Raw genomic sequence first — 16,980 nt, 5'->3', positions numbered from 1 at the left:
TCTCCAGTGACGAGCCATGCTTTACCGGCCAGGTGGATCAATTCGATCGACGCTAGCCGGGGCCGTCACCGGAAACAAATAGCGGATTCCTCTGACGCTATTGGGCTTCCTTATTCCTGCCGGTGCCGGTGCCGGTGCCGGTTCTTGTCGGTGTCGATCAGTTCCAGGAACAGATCGTGCACGGCCAGCGCGGGCTCCGAGAGTGGCTGGTTGTCCGAGGTCACCACGGACAGTTTGACGGTGATGACGGGTTCCACGATCCGCCGTACGGACAGCGTGCGGACATCGAGAATGGCGCGCGCGGCCGACCAGGGCAGGACCGTCGAGCCGATGCCCGCGTCCACGGCGTTGACGAGTGTCAACGCCGACTCGACCTCGCCCACCACGTTCAGCCGGAGCGAGGCCTGCTGGAAGGCGGCGTCCACGACCTGCCGGATCGTGTGGATACGGCTGGGCAGCAGCAGGGGCACGCTCGCCAGCTCCGCCAGACGCACCTCGCCCTCTCCCTGCGGGGCCGTCTCGCCGGGCGCGCCGATCAGATACAGGTCCTCGGTGCGGACGGGCTCGAACTGGACACCCCGCAGCGGCCCGGCGCCGTAGATGAACGCCATGTCCATGCGGCCCGTCATGATCGCCTCGCTGATCACGCCGCCGAAGTTCTCGTTGATGTGCAGCAGGATGTCCGGGTAGCGCTCGCGCACGCTCTTGAGCAGGGGCAACGCGAGGGCCGCGCCCAGGCTGTACGGGGCGAGGCCCACCGAGACGCTGCCGGCGGGGGCCCGGCCGGAGACGCCGACGGCGGCCTGCGCGAGGTCCACCTGCCGGAGGATGAGCTGCGCGTGCAGGTACAGCGCCCGGCCGGCCTCGGTCGGGGCGACCCCGCGCTTGCTGCGGATGAGCAGCTGCTGCCCGAACTGCGCCTCCAGGGCGGACAGTTGCTGGCTCAGCGCCGGCTGCGCGATATGCAGGATGTCGGCCGCGCGCGTGATGCTCCCCGCATCGATGATCTTGATGAACGAGTAGAGACGTCTGGTGTCCATGCGCGGGGCCTTCCAGATGGAGCGAAGCCTCATCGTAGGGAGGGATCACCCCGAAACACAGCCCTGGCGAGTGGAGGGTGTGAGGGGAGTCATAGCGGTTCGCGATAACGCCAGACCGAACGCATATTGGCGATCACGCGACCGGCGGAATAAGTTGTGCGGAACATCCACACCGGAACGGCTCGATGAATTCTCGGTTCGTGTCCGAGGTGTGTGGATCGCTTTCCGGATGTCACGAAGACGTGATGGCAATTCCATCCCCGGATCTCCCCCTTTCCGGCATTTCCTCCCGGAGGACGTCATGACTCCCATGGTTGATCTCGTCGCCGATCTCGGCGAGGGATTCGGCGCGTACACAATGGGCGACGACGCTGCCCTTTTGGAATTGCTGACCTCCGCCAATGTCGCCTGCGGATTCCATGCCGGTGATCCCCGCATCATGGACGCGACCGTGCGGACCTGTGTGGAGAAGCAGGTCGCCGTGGGCGCCCACCCCAGCTTTCCCGACCTGGCCGGGTTCGGCCGCCGCGCGATGGACCTCACGCCGGAGGAGGTCCGCACGGACGTGCTCTACCAGATCGGCGCCCTCCAGGCCTTCGCCGTCGCCCACGGCACCCGGGTGCACCACGTCGCCCCGCACGGCCGCCTCGGCAACCTGGTCGCCGTCCGCGCCGACTACGCCCGCGCCGTCGTGGACGCCGTAGCCGCCCTGGACGAGTCGCTGATCGTCCTCGCGCAGGACGGCGAACTGGCCGACGCGGCCCGAGCCCGCGGCCTGCGCGTGGGCATCGTCGGCATCGCCGACCGCGCGTACCGCGCCGACGGCACGCTCGTGCCCCGCTCGGAGCCCGGCGCGGTGATCCACGACCCGGACGAGGTCGCCCGGCGCACCCTGCGCATGGTCACCGAGGGCGTCATCCACAGCGTCGACGGCACGGACGTCCAGGTCGCCTGCGACACCGTCCTGTTGCACGGCGACAGCCCCGGAGCGATCGCCCTGGCCGCCCGCATCCGCGAGCAACTCCTCGTCGCAGGCGTCGAGATCACCTCGCTCGACAAGGTCCTCACCGGCAAAGTCCTGATCGGCAGGGACAGTTGAGATGACCGGCAACGTGACCATCGCCGACTGCGGCGACTCCGCCCTGGTCGCCAAGGCGGTAGGCCTGGACGCCGAACCCGCCTGGCGACTCGTCCACGCCCTCGCCGACGCCCTCGACGCCGTACAACTCACCGGCGTACACGACGTGGTGCCCACCTACGACGCCCTGCTCGTCGAGTTCGACTGCGCCGTCACCGACCACGCCACCGTCCGCCGCGTCCTGGCCCACGAGGCGGCCCGCCTCGGCCCGCACCCCGCGCCGACGGCGCCCCCGCGCCGCTTCGTCGTCCCCGTCGTCTACGGCGGCGAGTACGGCCCCGACCTGCCGGAGGTCGCCGCCCGACTCGGCCTGGCCGAGGGCGAGATCATCGCGCTGCACTCCGGTTCCGACCTCACCGTGCGCTGCCTGGGCGCACCCGCCGGAGCCCCAATGACCGACGGCCCGCCCTTCCCGAAACCGGTACCGCGCCTCGCCTCGCCGCGCACCAAGGTCGCCCCCGGCTCGGTCGCGGTGGCGGGCCGCCAGGCGGTCATCTGCCCGATGCCCTCACCCGGCGGCTGGCCGCTCCTGGGCCGCACCCCGGTCCGCGTCCTCGACCTGCACAGCGACCCGATCACCGCGTACCGCCCCGGCGACACGTTCCGCTTCGTCCCCATCGAGCCCCAACAGTGGGACGACTACGCGGACTTGGCCCTGGGGGACCTGGCGGACACGACAGCCCTGCCCGACTCGGCGGACTCGGTGGTGGGCCATGGCTGACACCCTCACCATCCGCACCGCCGGCATCGTCACCGTGCAGGACCTCGGCCGAGTCGGCCGCTCCCGCTACGGCCTGCCGGCCAACGGAGCCGCCGACCAGCACTCGGCGCGCGTGGCCAACGTCCTGTGCGGCAACGACGACCGCGCCCCACTCCTGGAGATCACCGCCCTCGACTTCGCGTGCGTCCCCTCCGGCGACATCCTCATCGCGGTGACGGGCGCCCCCGCCGAGGTGAGCGTCGAAGGAGTCGTACGACCGCAGTGGGAACCGGTCCCGGTCCGAGCCGGCGAGACCGTCCGCGTCACCGGCATCCACCGAGGGCTGCGCGTCTACCTGGCCGTACTCGGCTCGTTCGACGCGGACTACCTCCAGGGCAGTTGCGCCCCCGACACGATCCTCGGCTTCGGCCCACCGCTCCGCGCAGGCGACGAACTCGCCCTGCGCACCGCCTGCCCGCCCATCGACCACCCCTTCTCCCGCATCCCCTTGTTCCGCCTGAACGCGCCGGTCCCGCCCTTCCCCACCGACTGGACCATCGACGTCACCGACGGCCCGGACCGGGCCGAGTTCGGCGACACGCGCCGCCGCCTCTTCGAGTCCCCCTTCACGGTCACCCCGCGAAGCAACCACATAGGCCTACGCCTCCAGGGCGAGGTACCCCGCCGGGTGACCAAGGGCGAGGTCCTCTCCCGAGGCGTCCCCATCGGCGCCGTAGAGGTACCGGCCGGCGACGAACTCCTAGTCCTCCACCGAGGCCGCGGTGTCACGGCCGGCTACCCCGTCCTCGCCGTGGTCACCGCCACCGGCCTGTCCGCCCTGGCCCAGGTCCGCCCCGGCCAGACCATCCACTTCCGCCACCGCACCCTCGCCCAGGCAACCACCGCCCACCGAGCCCAACGCCAAGCGATCGAAGCCCTACGAACCAGAGTCCACACAACCTTCGACACCTTGCGCATCCGAGCCCCTACGAAGACCTGACCCCCCGCACGTCTCCAACCCAGGCCGACTTCCGAAGGGCCGCGGGGATCTGCCCCCCCCGCACCTCTCCAACTCAGGCCGACTTCCGAAGGGGCGCGGGGAACTGCGCGCCCAGCCCCCACCGCCCCGCACACCACACCAATCCGCAACCAACGCCCACAAACCCCACCCGCACCAATCCCACCCCCGCTCACCAGCCCCCGCTCACCCGCTGGAAGCACCCGCACGGAGCCGCAAAACCCCTCATCCCACGCCTGCTGCCAACGCCCAGACAGGAGACGCCATGAGTACCGTGGCCGCTCAACCCGTCCCCAACACGGTCGACCCCAGAACCGCCCGCAAAGTAACCCTCGCGGGCTGCGTCGGAATCTTCGCCGAGCTCTACGACAACGGCATCTTCGGCTTCATGGCCGGCTCGCTCGCCGCCGTCTTCTTCCCCGGCTCCGACAACGCCGTCCAGCTCGTCTTCCTCGGCTACGCCGTCTCCTTCTTCTTCCGCCCCCTCGGCGCCGTCATCTGCGGCCACCTCGGCGACCGCATCGGCCGCCGGCGCATGCTGGTCTTCGTCATCCTCCTGATCAGCGCCGCCACCGCGGCCATCGGCGTACTCCCCAGCTACGCCAGCATCGGCGTAGCCGCCCCCGCCCTGCTGATCCTGCTCCGCGTGGCGCAGGGCTTCTCCGTCGGCGGCGAGGCCTCCGGCGCGATGAGCTTCCTCGCCGAGCACGCCCCCGAGGGCAAGCGCGGCCTCTACACCAGCTACGCGCAGATCGCCTCGTTCCTCGCCCTGCTCACCGGCACACTCGTCGCCGCCGCGATGACCAGCGGACTCGGCACCGCGCGTATGGAGTCCTGGGGCTGGCGCATCCCCTTCCTGCTCGCCGTGCCGCTCGGCATCGCCGGCATCTACATCCGCAAGCGCATCAGCGACACCCCCAACTTCACCCGCCTCAAAGAAGAGGACGGCCTCTCCAAGAACCCGCTCAAAGAGGCCTTCGCCTCCGCCGAGCACCGCCGCGCCATGCTGCTCGCCCTGTTCATCCCCCTGATGAACGGCTCCGGCTACTACGTCCTGTTCAGCTACATGCCCACCTTCATGAGCAGCGAGCTGAACTTCAGCAAGGTGCAGGGCCTCCTCGTCACCGCCTCCAGCCTGGTCGCGATCTGTTTCGCCATCCCCTACATGGGCCGCCTCTCCGACCGCGTCGGCCGCAAGAAGGTCCTCGCCGGGGCCGCCGTCGCGATGGCGATCGTCGGCATCCCCTGTTACCTGCTGATCGGCACCGGCAACGTGGCCCTCGCCGTGATCGGCGCCTGCGTCATGGCGGTGGTGTTCGCCGGCCACACAGGCGTCATCCACATCCTTCTCGTCGAACTCTTCCCGACCCGTGTGCGCTACTCCGCCTACGGCCTCGGCTACAACGTCTCCTCCGCCCTCTTCGGCGGCACGGCCCCGCTCCTGATGACCTACCTCATCGACCGCACGGGCAACGTCAACATGCCGGCCTTCTACGCCGTCATCACGGCCCTGGGCACCCTCCTCGCGGTGTCCAAGGTGAAGGACCGCGCCCACCTCCCCCTGCGCGACGCCTGACACCCCCCCCACGAACTCCCGGCACCCGCACGTCCGTTACACCCCCCACCCCGCACAGCAAGGAGCACCTCAGCATGCCCATCTCCGACTACAGGACGGCCCTCGTCACCGGAGCGTCGACCGGCATCGGAGCCGTGGTCGTCGAACGGCTCGCCAAGCGCGGCCTCGAAGTACACGCCGTGGCCCGCAACGCCGACCGGCTCAACACCCTTGCCGACGAGACCGGTTGCATCCCGCACGCCGTCGACATCACCGACACCGACGCCCTCACCGCCGTCCTCGACGGCCTGGAGATAGACGTCCTCGTCAACAACGCGGGCGTCTCCCGTACCGGCAACATCCTCACCGCCGACGAGTTCGCCGTGGACGAGCAGGTCGCCGTCAACATCCAGGCCGTCCTGCACCTGGTCCGTCTGCTCATGCCCGGCATGGTCGAGCGCGACCTCGGCCACATCGTCAACATCAGCTCCATCGCCGGTGTCTACAACTTCGGCGGCAACACGATCTACCACGCCACCAAGGCCGCCGTGCACACCCTCTCCCGCCAGCTCCGCGTCGACGGCTACGGCCGCCGCGTCCGCGTCAGCGAGATCTGCCCGGGCCGCGTGGAGACGGAGATCTTCGGCCGCCTCCTCGGCGACATGGAGGCCGCCCAGCGCGAGTACTACGACGGCTACGAGTCCCTGAAGCCCGAGGACATCGCCGACGCCATCGAGTTCGCCGTCGACGCGCCCCGGCACGTCAACATCGGCCACATCGAGATCCTGCCCACCTTCCAGGTGCCCGGCGGCCTCAACTTCGAGCGCAGGGAGGGCTGATCACATGAAGACGGCAGAGCGGCTGCACCGCATAAAGCCCTCGCCCAGCACGGCGGCGGCCCAGCGCGTACGCGAGCTGAAGAGCCAGGGGCTCACCATCCTCGACCTCACCGTGGGCGAGCCCGACTTCGACACCCCCGACCACGTCAAGGCCGCCGCGATCCGGGCCATCGAGGCGGGCGAGACCAAGTACACGCCGGTGAACGGCACTTCGGCCCTGCGCGCCGCGATCACCGGCAAACTCCGCGAGCGCCACGGCATCGACGTCACCGACTCCCGCATCACCGTCGGCGGCGGCGCCAAGCAGGTCATCTTCCTCGCCCTGATGGCCACGTTGGACGAGGGGGGCGAGGTCGTCGTCCCCGCCCCGTACTGGGTGTCGTACCCCGACATGGTCCGCGCCAACGACGGCACCCCGGTCATCGTCGACTGCCCCGAGGCGGACGGCTTCAAGCTGACACCGGAACGCCTCACGGCCGCCCTCACCGAACGCACCCGCTGGGTCGTCCTCAACACCCCGGGAAACCCGACCGGATCCGCCTACACCACCACCGAACTCCGCGCCCTCGCCCAGGTGTTGCTGGCCCACCCGCACGTCGGCGTCCTCACCGACGAGATCTACGACGAGATCTGGTACGGCGACCAGGACGCCCCGTCCCTCGCGGCCGTCGAACCGGCACTGGCCGACCGGGTGTTCCTCACCAACGGCGTCTCCAAGACGTACGCGATGACGGGCTGGCGCATCGGCTACGGCATCGGCCCGGCGGACCTGGTCACCGCGATCAACACCCTCCAGTCGCAGACCTCTTCGTGCCCGTCCTCGGTGAGCCAGGCCGCCGCTGCCGCCGCGCTCTCCGGACCGCAGGACTTCGTCCAGGACACCGTGCGCGTCTACCGCGCGCGCCGCGACGAGACCGTGAAGCTCATCAACGACGTGCCCCAGCTCGGCTGCACCGTCCCGGACGGCGGCTTCTACGTCCTGGTCAACTGCCGAGGCGCCATAGGGCGGTTCACCCCGGCCGGCGCCCGGATCGAGAACGACGAGGACTTCGCCCGCCACCTCCTCGACAGCCGACAGGTAGCGGTGATCCACGGAACCGCGTACGGCGCCCCCGGCTACTTCCGTATCTCCTTCGCCACCTCGACGGACGTCCTCACCGAGGCGTGCGAGCGCATCGCCGAGGCCTGCGCGGAACTGACCGCCGCCCCCTCCGCCTGAAAGCCAGCCCGAAAGCCAGCCCGAAAGGCCGTCATGATCCGCGTCAGCACGAAGTTCGACCGGCCGGACCCGTCCGTCGTCAAGCAGCTCAGCGCCTTCTCCTCGGCCACCATCCACGAGGCCCAGGGCCGCCTCGGCGCACTGGACTCGGCGATCAAGCCGGTCGACCACACGATGTCCCTGTGCGGCCCCGCCTTCACCGTCCAGTGCGCCCCGCGCGACAACCTCATGCTCCAGACCGCCATCGCCTACGCCCGGCCCGGCGACGTCGTGGTCGTGTCCGCCGGTGCCTACGAGGAGGCGGGCTCCTTCGGCGACGTCCTCGCCAACGCCTGCCGGTCCAAGGGCCTCGCCGGCCTGGTCACCGACACGGGCGTCCGCGACACCGAGGACCTGCGCGCCCTGGGCTTCCCGGTCTTCTCGCGCAGCGTCTCCATCAAGGGCACGGTCAAGGAGACCGTCGGCCCCATGTGCGAGCCAATCACCATCGGTGGCGTAGTCGTGTGCCCCGGCGACATAGTGCGCGCCGACGCCGACGGCGTGGTGGTCGTCCGCCGCGAGGACGCGGCCGAGGCGGCCACCGCCTCGCAGGAACGGGTCGACGCCGAGGCCGGGTTCATCGCCGCGTACCGCGCGGGCCGGACGGTGATCGAGATGTGCGGCCTCGCCCCGGTGCTCGCGGCGAAGGGCCTGGTCATCGAGGAGTAGGACCGGCTGCGACTACCGCCACCGCTGAGTACCGCGCCCGGAATTTCCGTACCCCTCGCTGACAGCCGGGTTCGGGATGCCAGGATGAGGCGCCATGACGGCAGGGTGGGGTTCTCGCGCAGTACGGTCCGCGATGTTCGCGGCCGTCTGTGTGGTGCTCGCCGCCCTGGGACACGTCCTCATGTCCGGCCGCCAAGTACCCGTCTGGGCACTGGCCGCCGGACTGGCCGCGACCGGTGTGGCCGCCTGGTCCCTGGCGGGCCGTGAACGCGGCCTCCCGCTGATCGTGACCCTCGTGGTCGCCACCCAGGCCGCCCTCCACTCGGCGTTCTCCCTGGCGCAGCCCGCGACCGGGCAGCGGATGTCCATGGACATGAGGTCCGCGGACATGGGCTCCATGCACATGGGCGCCACGGACTCCATGGATATGGCGCATATGTCGGCGAACCCCATCGCCGACGGCACGTCCTCGGTCGGCATGTTCACCGCCCACCTCCTCGCCGCCTTCCTCTGCGGCCTGTGGCTGGCCCACGGCGAGCGCGCCGCGTTCCGCCTGCTGCGAGCCGCAGCAGGACGACTGACGGCTCCGCTACGACTGCTGCTCGCGCTCCCGGCTCCGCCGCACCGTCCGCGTTTCCGGCCGTGCCGCCCCCGTTCAGACCGGGCGCCGCGGCTGCTCCTTCTCGTCCACGCGATCACCTCTCGGGGTCCGCCCCTGGGGACAGCTGTCTGACGACAGCCGGCACCCCGGGGCCGCTCCTGCGCGCCTCGGGCCTCGGCCGTGCCCCCGCGCCGCTCCCGGCGCCGCAGGACGGCCGGTCCCCCTTTCACGGATGACCGAGAAGGACTCCAGGTGATCACTCCTGCCCTGCCCGCGCCGCCCGATTCCATGGAGTCGAGCGACGAGTCGCTGACCGACTGGGCGCTCGCCGCCCGCCACGGCGACCCCGCCGCCGTCGACCACCTCGTGCGCGCCCTGCACCGCGACGTCCTGCGCTATGTCGCCCACCTCTGCGCCGACCCGCAGGCGGTCGACGATCTCGCGCAGGACACGTTCCTGCGGGCGCTCGGCAGCCTGCACCGCTTCGAGGGCCGCTCCTCGGCGCGTACCTGGCTGTTGTCCATCGCCCGCCGCGCGGTGATCGACAGCTACCGCCACGCCGCTGTCCGCCCGCGTCTGTCCGACGTCCAGGACTGGCAGCTCGCCGTCGAACTCGCCCAGCCCCAGGGCCTACCGGGCTTCGACGACGGTGTGGCGCTGCTCGACCTGCTGGCCCTGCTTCCGGACGAACGCCGTGAGGCGTTCCTCCTCACCCAACTCCTCGGCCTGCCCTACGCGGAGGCGGCGGAGTTCGCCGACTGCCCGGTGGGGACGGTCCGTTCACGGGTGGCCCGGGCCCGCGCGACGCTCATGGACCAACTGGCCGACGAGGGCGCCTCGTACGCCGCGTAGCCGACCGCGGCGGGTGCCGACAGCGGCACCCGCCCCGTCAGTTGGCCGCCAGATCGGGGAACAGCGCGTTCAACGCGGCCCGTTGCTCCCGTCCCACGAACTGCGCCAGCCCCCGCCTGACCGTCTCGGCCAGTGACTCCGAGGCCTCGCGCAGGAGCCGGCGGGCCTTGTCGGTGAGGGCGACCTCGATGCCGCGCTTGTCGCCGCAGACGGACTGGCGGGTGACCAGGCCCGCGTGCTGGAGACACGCGATCTGATACGTCAACCGGGTCTTGGGCCGGCCCAGCAGCTCCGCGATCCGGGTCATCCGCAGCCCCTCCTTGGGCTGCTCGGCCAGCAGGCACAGCACGAGGAACTCGTCGTGCGACACGTCGAGGTTCCCCTTCACGACCGAGCGCAGCTCCTGCTCCACCGCGCCCGTCGCCGCCAGCAGCAGCATCCACGCGCGCAGCTCGGGCGGGAGCAGCCCGTCGCCGCGCAGGGACGGACATTCGGGCTGGTCGGCAGGGCGCTCAACAGGGTCGGCCATGGCATGGAGTCTACCTGTTGTCCAATTTTGGAGGAGTGGTTGTCCATATTTGGATGATGGGCTAGCGTAAGGCTCATTCAAATTTGGACTACCGGAACCAGTGGGAGAGATCATGACCGTCGCCGTCGAGACCGGGGTGTGGCAGCTCGACCAGGCCGCCTCCACCGTGGGCATCAGCCACAAGACGATGTGGGGCCTGGTCAACGTGAAGGGCACCTTCGGCACCTTCAGCGGTCAGGGCGAGGTCCGGGGCGACGGCTCCGCGGTCGGCACCCTGACCCTGGACGCCGCCTCCCTGGACACCAAGAACGCCAAGCGCGACAAGCACCTGCGTTCCGCCGACCTGTTCGACGTCGAGAAGTTCCCGGAGATCACCTTCGCGGTGCGCAGCGCGGAGCTCACCGGCGACACCGTCCACGTCGTCGGTCAGCTGACCGTCCACGGCATCAGCCGCCCGCAGACCTTCACGGCCCGCCTCAAGGACGCGACCGGCGAGGCGCTCACGCTGGACGCCGAATTCTCCGTGGACCGCGACCAGTTCGGCCTGGGCTGGAACCAACTGGGCATGCTGCGCGGCCGTACGACGGTCACCACCACGCTCCGCTTCCTGCGCACCGCGGCCTGACGGACCGTCAATCCGGGAGCCGCAGCCGGATGTCCGAGCTGGACAGTGTCTGCGGCGTGGCGGTGAAGGCGCGCACCCGGATCCGGACCTGCTTGTGCGGCAGGGTGAACGTCCCGCCCGGCGGCCGGAGTTCGATGGTCTCCGTGCTGTGCGCGGGCAGCGTCGCCGGACCGCCCACCTGGGACCAGAACCTGCTCATGCCCTGGCCCGTGGTGAGCGTGTAGTGCGGGGTGAGCGCGGTGCCGGACCCGTTGGTCACCCGGATCGTCAGCCGGGTCACGACCGTGGGCACCGCGCGCCGGACTCCGGTGAGTCTCATGGTCATCGGCGGTGCCCCCGTCGCGGCCACGGCGGCGCTCGCCAGCGCGGGCGTGACCAGGAGCACGGCCGCCGCGACCCTGGCCTGCCGGCGGTGCGGACCGGACAGCAGCCGGGGGCGCGGCTGCCACGCGTTGCGGAACTCGGCGATCGGCGCGGTGACCGCCGAGGCCAGCCACAACGGCGTCATCACCAGGTAGTAGCCGTCCTGCGAACGCGTCGCCAGATAGAACGCGCACCAGGGCAGCACGGTCGCCGCCGGCCCCAACCGCCGTACGAACAGCACGAACACGGCGAGCAGACCCGCTGCCAGCAGCATGCTCGCGTGGGAGTACCAGTCGAGCCGGTCGCTGCCGTTCGTGAAGTACAGGGAGATGTCCACCAGGCCCTGACCGTGCACCACCGCGCCCTGTGTCAGCGGCAGCGCGATGCCCCGCAGCCAGGTGCCCGGCTCGTGCACGATGAAGTACGTGTTGATCAGCAGCCATACGGTGACCGCGACCCCGACGATGCGCGACAGCACCAACGCGGCCTGCCGGGCGCCGAGTTCACCGCGCCGCATGGCGTAGATCCCGGCGAGCAGGAACGGCGTGAGAAACCAGGGGAGTTGCTGCGCCGCGCAGGCCGCCCCCAGACACGCGGCCTGGGCGATCCCGGCGCGGCCGAGCCGGCCGCCCCTGCCGATCCGGGGCCAGCGGATCACCACCGGCACCAGCAACGCCATGGCGAGCACGGCGGGATAGCCCTGACGGCCGTAGGTGGGAAGAAGGCCGAGGCCGAGGCAGGCCATGGTGGCCGCCGACCGCCACTGGGTGGGCAGCAGGCGCCACATCAGGATCGCGGCCGCGATGAGCGCGCCGGTCGCGACGGCCGTCGCGGGGGCGCCGCCGTGTCCGATCCACAGCAGGGGCGCGGTGAGCAGCGTCTCCAGCGGGGGATAGCCGTACGTGTAGTCGTAGCCGCCGGTCACCGTCGGGGTCAGCGCGACGCCCTGGCTGGGGTGGAAGAGCCAGGGCCAGGGCTGGCCGTAGACCGGGTGTCCGGCGACCAGTTCCCTGGCGGCCTGCGTGGTGAGGACCGCCTCGTCGCCGCCGGTGTGGAACACGGACCACGCGGACAGCGCCAGCAGGACCGCGGTCACCAGGACGACGAGATCGATCCGGGCCAGCGAGCGCGCCTGCCGGACCACCAGGGTCAGCACCCCGCACACCAGGATCGAGGCGTAGCAGAGGCAGACGACCGCCGCCACGACGAGCCGGTGGCTGGCCGCCTCCGTCCACACCGGGCGGACGCCGATGAACAGACTGATGTCGGCGAGCAGGGTGAGGATGCGGTGCCACTGCGCGGGAGGTTCCGGGGCGGACACCGCCGACTGTGTCCGCCGACCGGGTGTCACCTGTTGAGTTTCTGCCAAGTGCACAGCAGGGGACGCTAATCGCACCTGGTGAGCCGGGTGTCCGAAGTCCTGGTGATTCGGGTGTGAGACCGGTAAGAAGCCCCCGTCATGGTCTAAATGGGGCAAACTCGAACGGCTTTGTTCAACCGGCCGTGGCCATCAGTTCATTCAGTAAACATCGCGCACATACCGCTTCGCCGCCGCCAGTTGCTTCACATACGCGCCCGCCTCGGCCTCGTCCAGTCCGCCGTGCGCGACCGCGATGTCACGCAGCGCCCGGTCCACGTCCTTCGCCATCCGCGAGGCGTCCCCGCACACATAGAAGTGCGCGCCCTCCCGCAGCCAGTGCCACAACTCCGGCCCGTGCTCCCGCATCCGGTCCTGTACGTACACCTTGGCGCGCTGGTCACGGGAGAACGCCGTGTCGAGCCGGGCGAGGGTGCCCTCGGCCAGCAACTCCGTCAGCTCCTCCTCGTAGTAGAAGTCCGTCGCCCGGTGCTGCTCCCCGAAGAACAGCCAGTTGGGCGCCTGATGCCCGAGCGCGCGACGCTCCTGAAGAAACCCGACGAACGGCGCGACCCCGGTACCCGGCCCGACCATCACCATCGGCGTCGCGGGATCGGCGGGCGGCCGAAAGTGCGGCGAGCGCTGCACGAACACCGGCACCCGGGTCCCCGCATCGGCATCGGCATCGGCATCGATATCGGCATCGGCCAGGAACGGTGAGCAAACCCCGCCGCGCGGGCGCCCGTTGAGACTCTCGTACCGCACCACCGACACCGTCAACGAGACGCTGTGCGGGTCGACGAGCGGACTGGAGGAGATCGAGTACAGGCGCGGCTGCAACTTCTTCAGCACCCCGGCCCACTCCTCGGCCCCCGCCCGCACCGGATACTCGGCGAGCACATCCACCGCCTGCCGCCCCCAACACCACTGCGCCAGCCGGTCCTTGTTGTCGGGCCGCAGCAGCCTGCGCAACTCCCGGTCGTCCCGCGCCCGTTCGGCCACGAAGCGCAGCAGATCCGGGGTGATCCGGGTGATGTCCAACTGCCGGTGGAGCGCCTCGGCGAAGGCGGACTCCCCAACACCCCCCAGTTCTACGACCGTTGCGGCGTCGGTACCGGTGGCGGTGAGCCACTCCTCCACCAGGGCGGGCGAGTTGACCGGTCGCACACCGAGTGCGTCACCGGTCTCGTACGTCAGGTCGGTGCCGCTCGTGTCGAAGGTGAAGCGCCGGACCTCCTTGCCCGCGCCCGCCCGGCTGAGCAGCCGGTTGCCGACGAGCCGGGCGGTGACGGGGGCGGGCTTGGGGGCGCGGGCGGGGGGCTTCGTGGCAGCCGTTTCCGTGACCGGCCCGGGGGCCGTTTCCATGGCGGTCTCGCTGCCGAGCGCCGTGATCACCTGGCCCAGCCAGACGTCCGCCGACGGCTCGAAGTCCGGCTCGCAGTCCGTGCGCGGGGCGAGCCGCACCCCGCCCAACTCGTCCAGCCGCGCGTCCAGTCGACGCCCGTGCCCGCAGAAGTCGTCGTACGACGAGTCGCCCAGGGCGAGCACCGCGAACCGCACCCCGTCCAGGCGCGGCGCCTGTTCGCCGGTGAGCGTGTCCCAGAGGCCGGAGCCGTTGTCGGGGGCGTCGCCGTCGCCGAACGTGCTGGTGATGAAGAGGAGATCGGCGTCGGACGGGAGCGTGCCGAGGTCGGCCTGGTCCATGCCGACCAGCGAGGCCCGGTGCCCGGCCGAGCCCAGCCGTTCGGCGGTGGCCGCCGCCACCTCCTCCGCGTTGCCGGTCTGCGAGGCCCACAGGACGAGGATCTGCCGCCCTGGGACGGGCTGTTGGGGTGGGGGAGCGGACGCCGACCGCGAGTACATCCCGGCGAGAACACCGTTGACCCACATCGCGTGCTCGGTGCTGAAGGGCGCGTCCGGCGGAAGTGTCGGCACGCCCGGGGCGCCGGATTCGATACCGGCGAGGAAACCGGTCAGGTAGAGGCGTTCCCGCGAGGTGAGGACGGGCGGCGGGGCGGGATCGAGCCCGAAGGGATTCCCGCCCGGGGGCACCGAGGCCGGCACAAGAGCCTTCACCGGAACCGGTGTTGGAGTCTGTGCCGGTGCCGCACTCGCCACCTTCGCCAGCGACACCGCGCACACCTTGAACTCCGGCTGGAACGACACCGGATCCACCGCGTCGTTCGTCACCGCGTTGACGCATCGATACTCGCCGAAGAGGTCGTTCCAGTGGAACGGCGCGAAGCAACCCCCCGGTCGCACCCGGTCGGTCACCACGGCCGGCAGCACCGCCCGCCCCCGCCGTGACGCGACCTCCACCGAGTCGCCCTCCGCGATCCCCAACTCCCGTGCGTCCAGCGGATGCAGCTCCACGAAGGGCCCGGGGTTCAGCTTGTTCAGCTTGGCGACCTTGCCCGTCTTCGTGAGCGTGTGCCACTGATGCTGAAGGCGTCCCGTGTTCAGCACGAACGGGTAGTCGTCGTCGGGCAGTTCGGCGGCCGGCATATGAGGGCGAGCGTGAAAGACGGCCCGCCCACTGGCCGTCGGGAACCGCAACTCGCCCCCGCCCACATACCTGATGGGATTGCGGTCCGGCCCGTCCACCTCCGCCGCCGGCCACTGCACCGGCGTGGACCGCAGCCGCTCGTACGTCACCCCGCGCAGATCCCAGCCGGTCACCGGGTTCCAGAACCGCCGTATCTCGTCGAAGACCTGCTCCGCGCTGTCGTAGGAGAAGCCCTTCTCGTAGCCCATCGCGCACGCGACGGCGGCGATGATCCGCCAGTCGGCCGTGGCCTCGCCGGGCGGGGCGACGACGGGGCGGGCGAGGGTGAGGGTGCGCTCGCTGTTCACGAGGACGCCCTCGGACTCGGTCCACAGTGCGCCGGGGAGGACGACATCGGCGTAGGCGTTGGTCTCGGTGTCGGTGAATACGTCCTGGGTGACGACGAACTCGGCTGCTTCGAGGCCCTCGATGACGGTGCGTCGGTTGGCGACGGAGGCGACCGGGTTGGTGCAGATGATCCAGCAGGCCTTGATGTCGCCGTCGGCCATCTTCTGGAACATCTCGACGGTGCCCCGGCCGACGCCGTCCGCGCGGAGGGTGTCGGGCGGCAGGCCCCACACCTCCTCGGTGAACTCCCGTTCCGCGTCGACCAGTACGGACCGCTGGCCCGGCAACCCCGGTCCCATGTAGCCCATTTCACGGCCGCCCATCGCGTTCGGCTGGCCGGTGAGGGAGAACGGCCCGCTGCCGGGGCGGCAGATGGCACCCGTCGCGAGATGGAGATTGATGAGGGCGTTCGTGTTCCACGTGCCGTGCGTGGACTGGTTGAGCCCCATCGTCCAGCAGCTCATCCACTCGCCCGCCTCGCCGATCAGCCGGGCCGCCGTACGGATGTCGTCCTCGGCGAGACCGGTCAGGGCGGCGACGGCGTCCGGCGCGTAGTCGGCGAGGAACTCGGGCAGTGCCTCCCAGCCCTCGGTGTGCGCGGCGATGAACTCCGGGTCGGTGTGCCCGTTCTCGTGCAGCAGCCGCAACAGGCCGTTGAGCAGGGCGAGATCGGTGCCGGGCGCGATCTGGAGGTACAGATCCGCCTTCGCCGCCGTGGCCGTCCGGCGCGGGTCGACGACGATCAACTTGGCGCCCGCCTTGACCCGTTCCATCATCCGCAGGTAGAGGATCGGATGGCAGTCGGCCATGTTCGAGCCGATGACGAGGAAGACATCGGCCCGCTCGAAGTCCTCGTACGAGCCAGGAGGCCCGTCCGCGCCCAGCGACGACTTGTAGCCGGCGCCCGCACTCGCCATGCACAGCCGGGAGTTGGACTCGATCTGGTTCGTCCGCACGAAGCCCTTGGCCAGCTTGTTCGCCAAGTACTGTGCCTCCAGGCTCATCTGCCCGGAGACGTAGAAGGCGACCGCGTCCGGCCCGTGCTCGTCGACGATCTCCCGCAGTCGCCGCGCGGTCTCGGCGATCGCGTCGGCCAGCGGCGCGGGCACCGGCTCCGCGCCCCGCTCGTCCCGTACCAGCGCGCCGGTCAGCCGGCCCGGCGCGGTGAGCATCTCGGCCGTGGTGGCGCCCTTGGTGCAGAGCCGGCCCGCGTTCGCCGGGTGCGCCTTGTCGCCGGACGCCTTGAGGACCGTAAGCCTGCCGTCGGGGCCCGCGCCGACGTCGAGCAGCATGCCGCAGCCCACGCCGCAGTACGAGCAGACCGTGCGGACCCGCTGCGTCTGGAGGCTCGTCGTCATGCCGTCGACCGTACGAATTGCCCGTTACGCCGATGTCACGCGGCTCGATCATGAGGGGTTACGCGCGCTGCACAACCGGCCGGGGGCCGGTGTGAGATGCGCCTGATCTTGTCGCGGAGTGTGTCGCTGTTGGGCCGAACGGGTGACAGTGCGCAACAATTGGCGGATGCAGACTGCCAGCGCGA

General features: G+C 70.5%; 14 protein-coding genes. 10 read left to right on the top strand and 4 right to left on the bottom strand.

The features are described from left to right. Positions 1 to 110: 110 nt before the first annotated feature. Positions 111 to 1,040, bottom strand: a complete 930-nt coding sequence (gene nac, locus ACIRRY_RS31495) for a nitrogen assimilation transcriptional regulator NAC (protein ID WP_403979229.1) — start codon at positions 1,038 to 1,040, stop codon at positions 111 to 113. Positions 1,041 to 1,341: 301 nt separating this feature from the next. Between nac and ACIRRY_RS31490 the strand changes: the two genes are divergently transcribed. The 9 genes from ACIRRY_RS31490 to ACIRRY_RS31450 all read left to right on the top strand — a co-directional run bounded on the left by ACIRRY_RS31490 (position 1,342) and on the right by ACIRRY_RS31450 (position 9,670). After that, the gene (locus ACIRRY_RS31490) at positions 1,342 to 2,139 is read left to right on the top strand and encodes a LamB/YcsF family protein (RefSeq protein WP_403979227.1); all 798 of its coding nucleotides are present in this window, start codon (positions 1,342 to 1,344) and stop codon (positions 2,137 to 2,139) included. A 1-nt stretch (position 2,140) separates the two neighbouring features. After that, complete coding sequence (locus ACIRRY_RS31485) at positions 2,141 to 2,899, top strand: allophanate hydrolase subunit 1 (protein WP_403979224.1); 759 nt, start codon at positions 2,141 to 2,143, stop codon at positions 2,897 to 2,899. Beyond that, positions 2,892 to 3,878 (top strand): biotin-dependent carboxyltransferase family protein, encoded by a 987-nt coding sequence (locus ACIRRY_RS31480; RefSeq protein WP_403979221.1) that lies wholly within the window; start codon positions 2,892 to 2,894, stop codon positions 3,876 to 3,878. Before ACIRRY_RS31485 ends, ACIRRY_RS31480 begins: the two co-directional genes overlap by 8 nt. A 283-nt stretch (positions 3,879 to 4,161) precedes the next feature. Next, on the top strand, positions 4,162 to 5,472 hold the full coding sequence (locus tag ACIRRY_RS31475) for an MFS transporter (RefSeq protein WP_403979218.1): 1,311 nt from the start codon (positions 4,162 to 4,164) through the stop codon (positions 5,470 to 5,472). A 74-nt stretch (positions 5,473 to 5,546) separates the two neighbouring features. After that, the gene (locus ACIRRY_RS31470) at positions 5,547 to 6,290 is read left to right on the top strand and encodes an SDR family oxidoreductase (RefSeq protein ID WP_403979215.1); all 744 of its coding nucleotides are present in this window, start codon (positions 5,547 to 5,549) and stop codon (positions 6,288 to 6,290) included. Between the two features lie 4 nt (positions 6,291 to 6,294). Continuing rightward, positions 6,295 to 7,509: an aspartate transaminase gene (locus tag ACIRRY_RS31465; protein ID WP_403979212.1), complete on the top strand. Its 1,215-nt coding sequence runs from the start codon at positions 6,295 to 6,297 to the stop codon at positions 7,507 to 7,509. A 33-nt stretch (positions 7,510 to 7,542) separates the two neighbouring features. Then, on the top strand, positions 7,543 to 8,217 hold the full coding sequence (locus tag ACIRRY_RS31460; RefSeq protein WP_403979210.1) for a 4-carboxy-4-hydroxy-2-oxoadipate aldolase/oxaloacetate decarboxylase: 675 nt from the start codon (positions 7,543 to 7,545) through the stop codon (positions 8,215 to 8,217). A 133-nt stretch (positions 8,218 to 8,350) separates the two neighbouring features. After that, positions 8,351 to 8,950, top strand: coding sequence for a hypothetical protein (locus ACIRRY_RS31455; RefSeq protein ID WP_403979207.1), 600 nt, complete (start codon positions 8,351 to 8,353; stop codon positions 8,948 to 8,950). A 120-nt stretch (positions 8,951 to 9,070) separates the two neighbouring features. Continuing rightward, positions 9,071 to 9,670, top strand: coding sequence for a sigma-70 family RNA polymerase sigma factor (locus ACIRRY_RS31450; RefSeq protein WP_403979204.1), 600 nt, complete (start codon positions 9,071 to 9,073; stop codon positions 9,668 to 9,670). Positions 9,671 to 9,707: 37 nt separating this feature from the next. Here the strand turns inward: ACIRRY_RS31450 and ACIRRY_RS31445 are convergent, their stop codons facing one another. Further along, positions 9,708 to 10,199, bottom strand: a complete 492-nt coding sequence (locus ACIRRY_RS31445; protein WP_403979201.1) for a MarR family winged helix-turn-helix transcriptional regulator — start codon at positions 10,197 to 10,199, stop codon at positions 9,708 to 9,710. 112 nt (positions 10,200 to 10,311) lie between these two features. Here ACIRRY_RS31445 and ACIRRY_RS31440 point away from each other — a divergent pair, with 112 nt between their 5' ends. Beyond that, positions 10,312 to 10,824: a YceI family protein gene (locus tag ACIRRY_RS31440; RefSeq protein WP_403979198.1), complete on the top strand. Its 513-nt coding sequence runs from the start codon at positions 10,312 to 10,314 to the stop codon at positions 10,822 to 10,824. A gap of 7 nt (positions 10,825 to 10,831) precedes the next feature. On the opposite strand, the gene ACIRRY_RS31435 is transcribed toward ACIRRY_RS31440, so the two are convergent. Continuing rightward, positions 10,832 to 12,508 (bottom strand): hypothetical protein, encoded by a 1,677-nt coding sequence (locus tag ACIRRY_RS31435; protein WP_403979195.1) that lies wholly within the window; start codon positions 12,506 to 12,508, stop codon positions 10,832 to 10,834. A 198-nt stretch (positions 12,509 to 12,706) separates the two neighbouring features. Beyond that, positions 12,707 to 16,795, bottom strand: coding sequence for a molybdopterin-dependent oxidoreductase (locus ACIRRY_RS31430; RefSeq protein WP_403979193.1), 4,089 nt, complete (start codon positions 16,793 to 16,795; stop codon positions 12,707 to 12,709). Positions 16,796 to 16,980: the final 185 nt, after the last annotated feature.

The sequence above is a fragment of the Streptomyces sp. NPDC101776 genome (assembly GCF_044766845.1).
In the GTDB taxonomy this organism is placed as follows: domain Bacteria; phylum Actinomycetota; class Actinomycetes; order Streptomycetales; family Streptomycetaceae; genus Streptomyces.
This window is presented reverse-complemented; position numbering and strand designations above follow the sequence as displayed.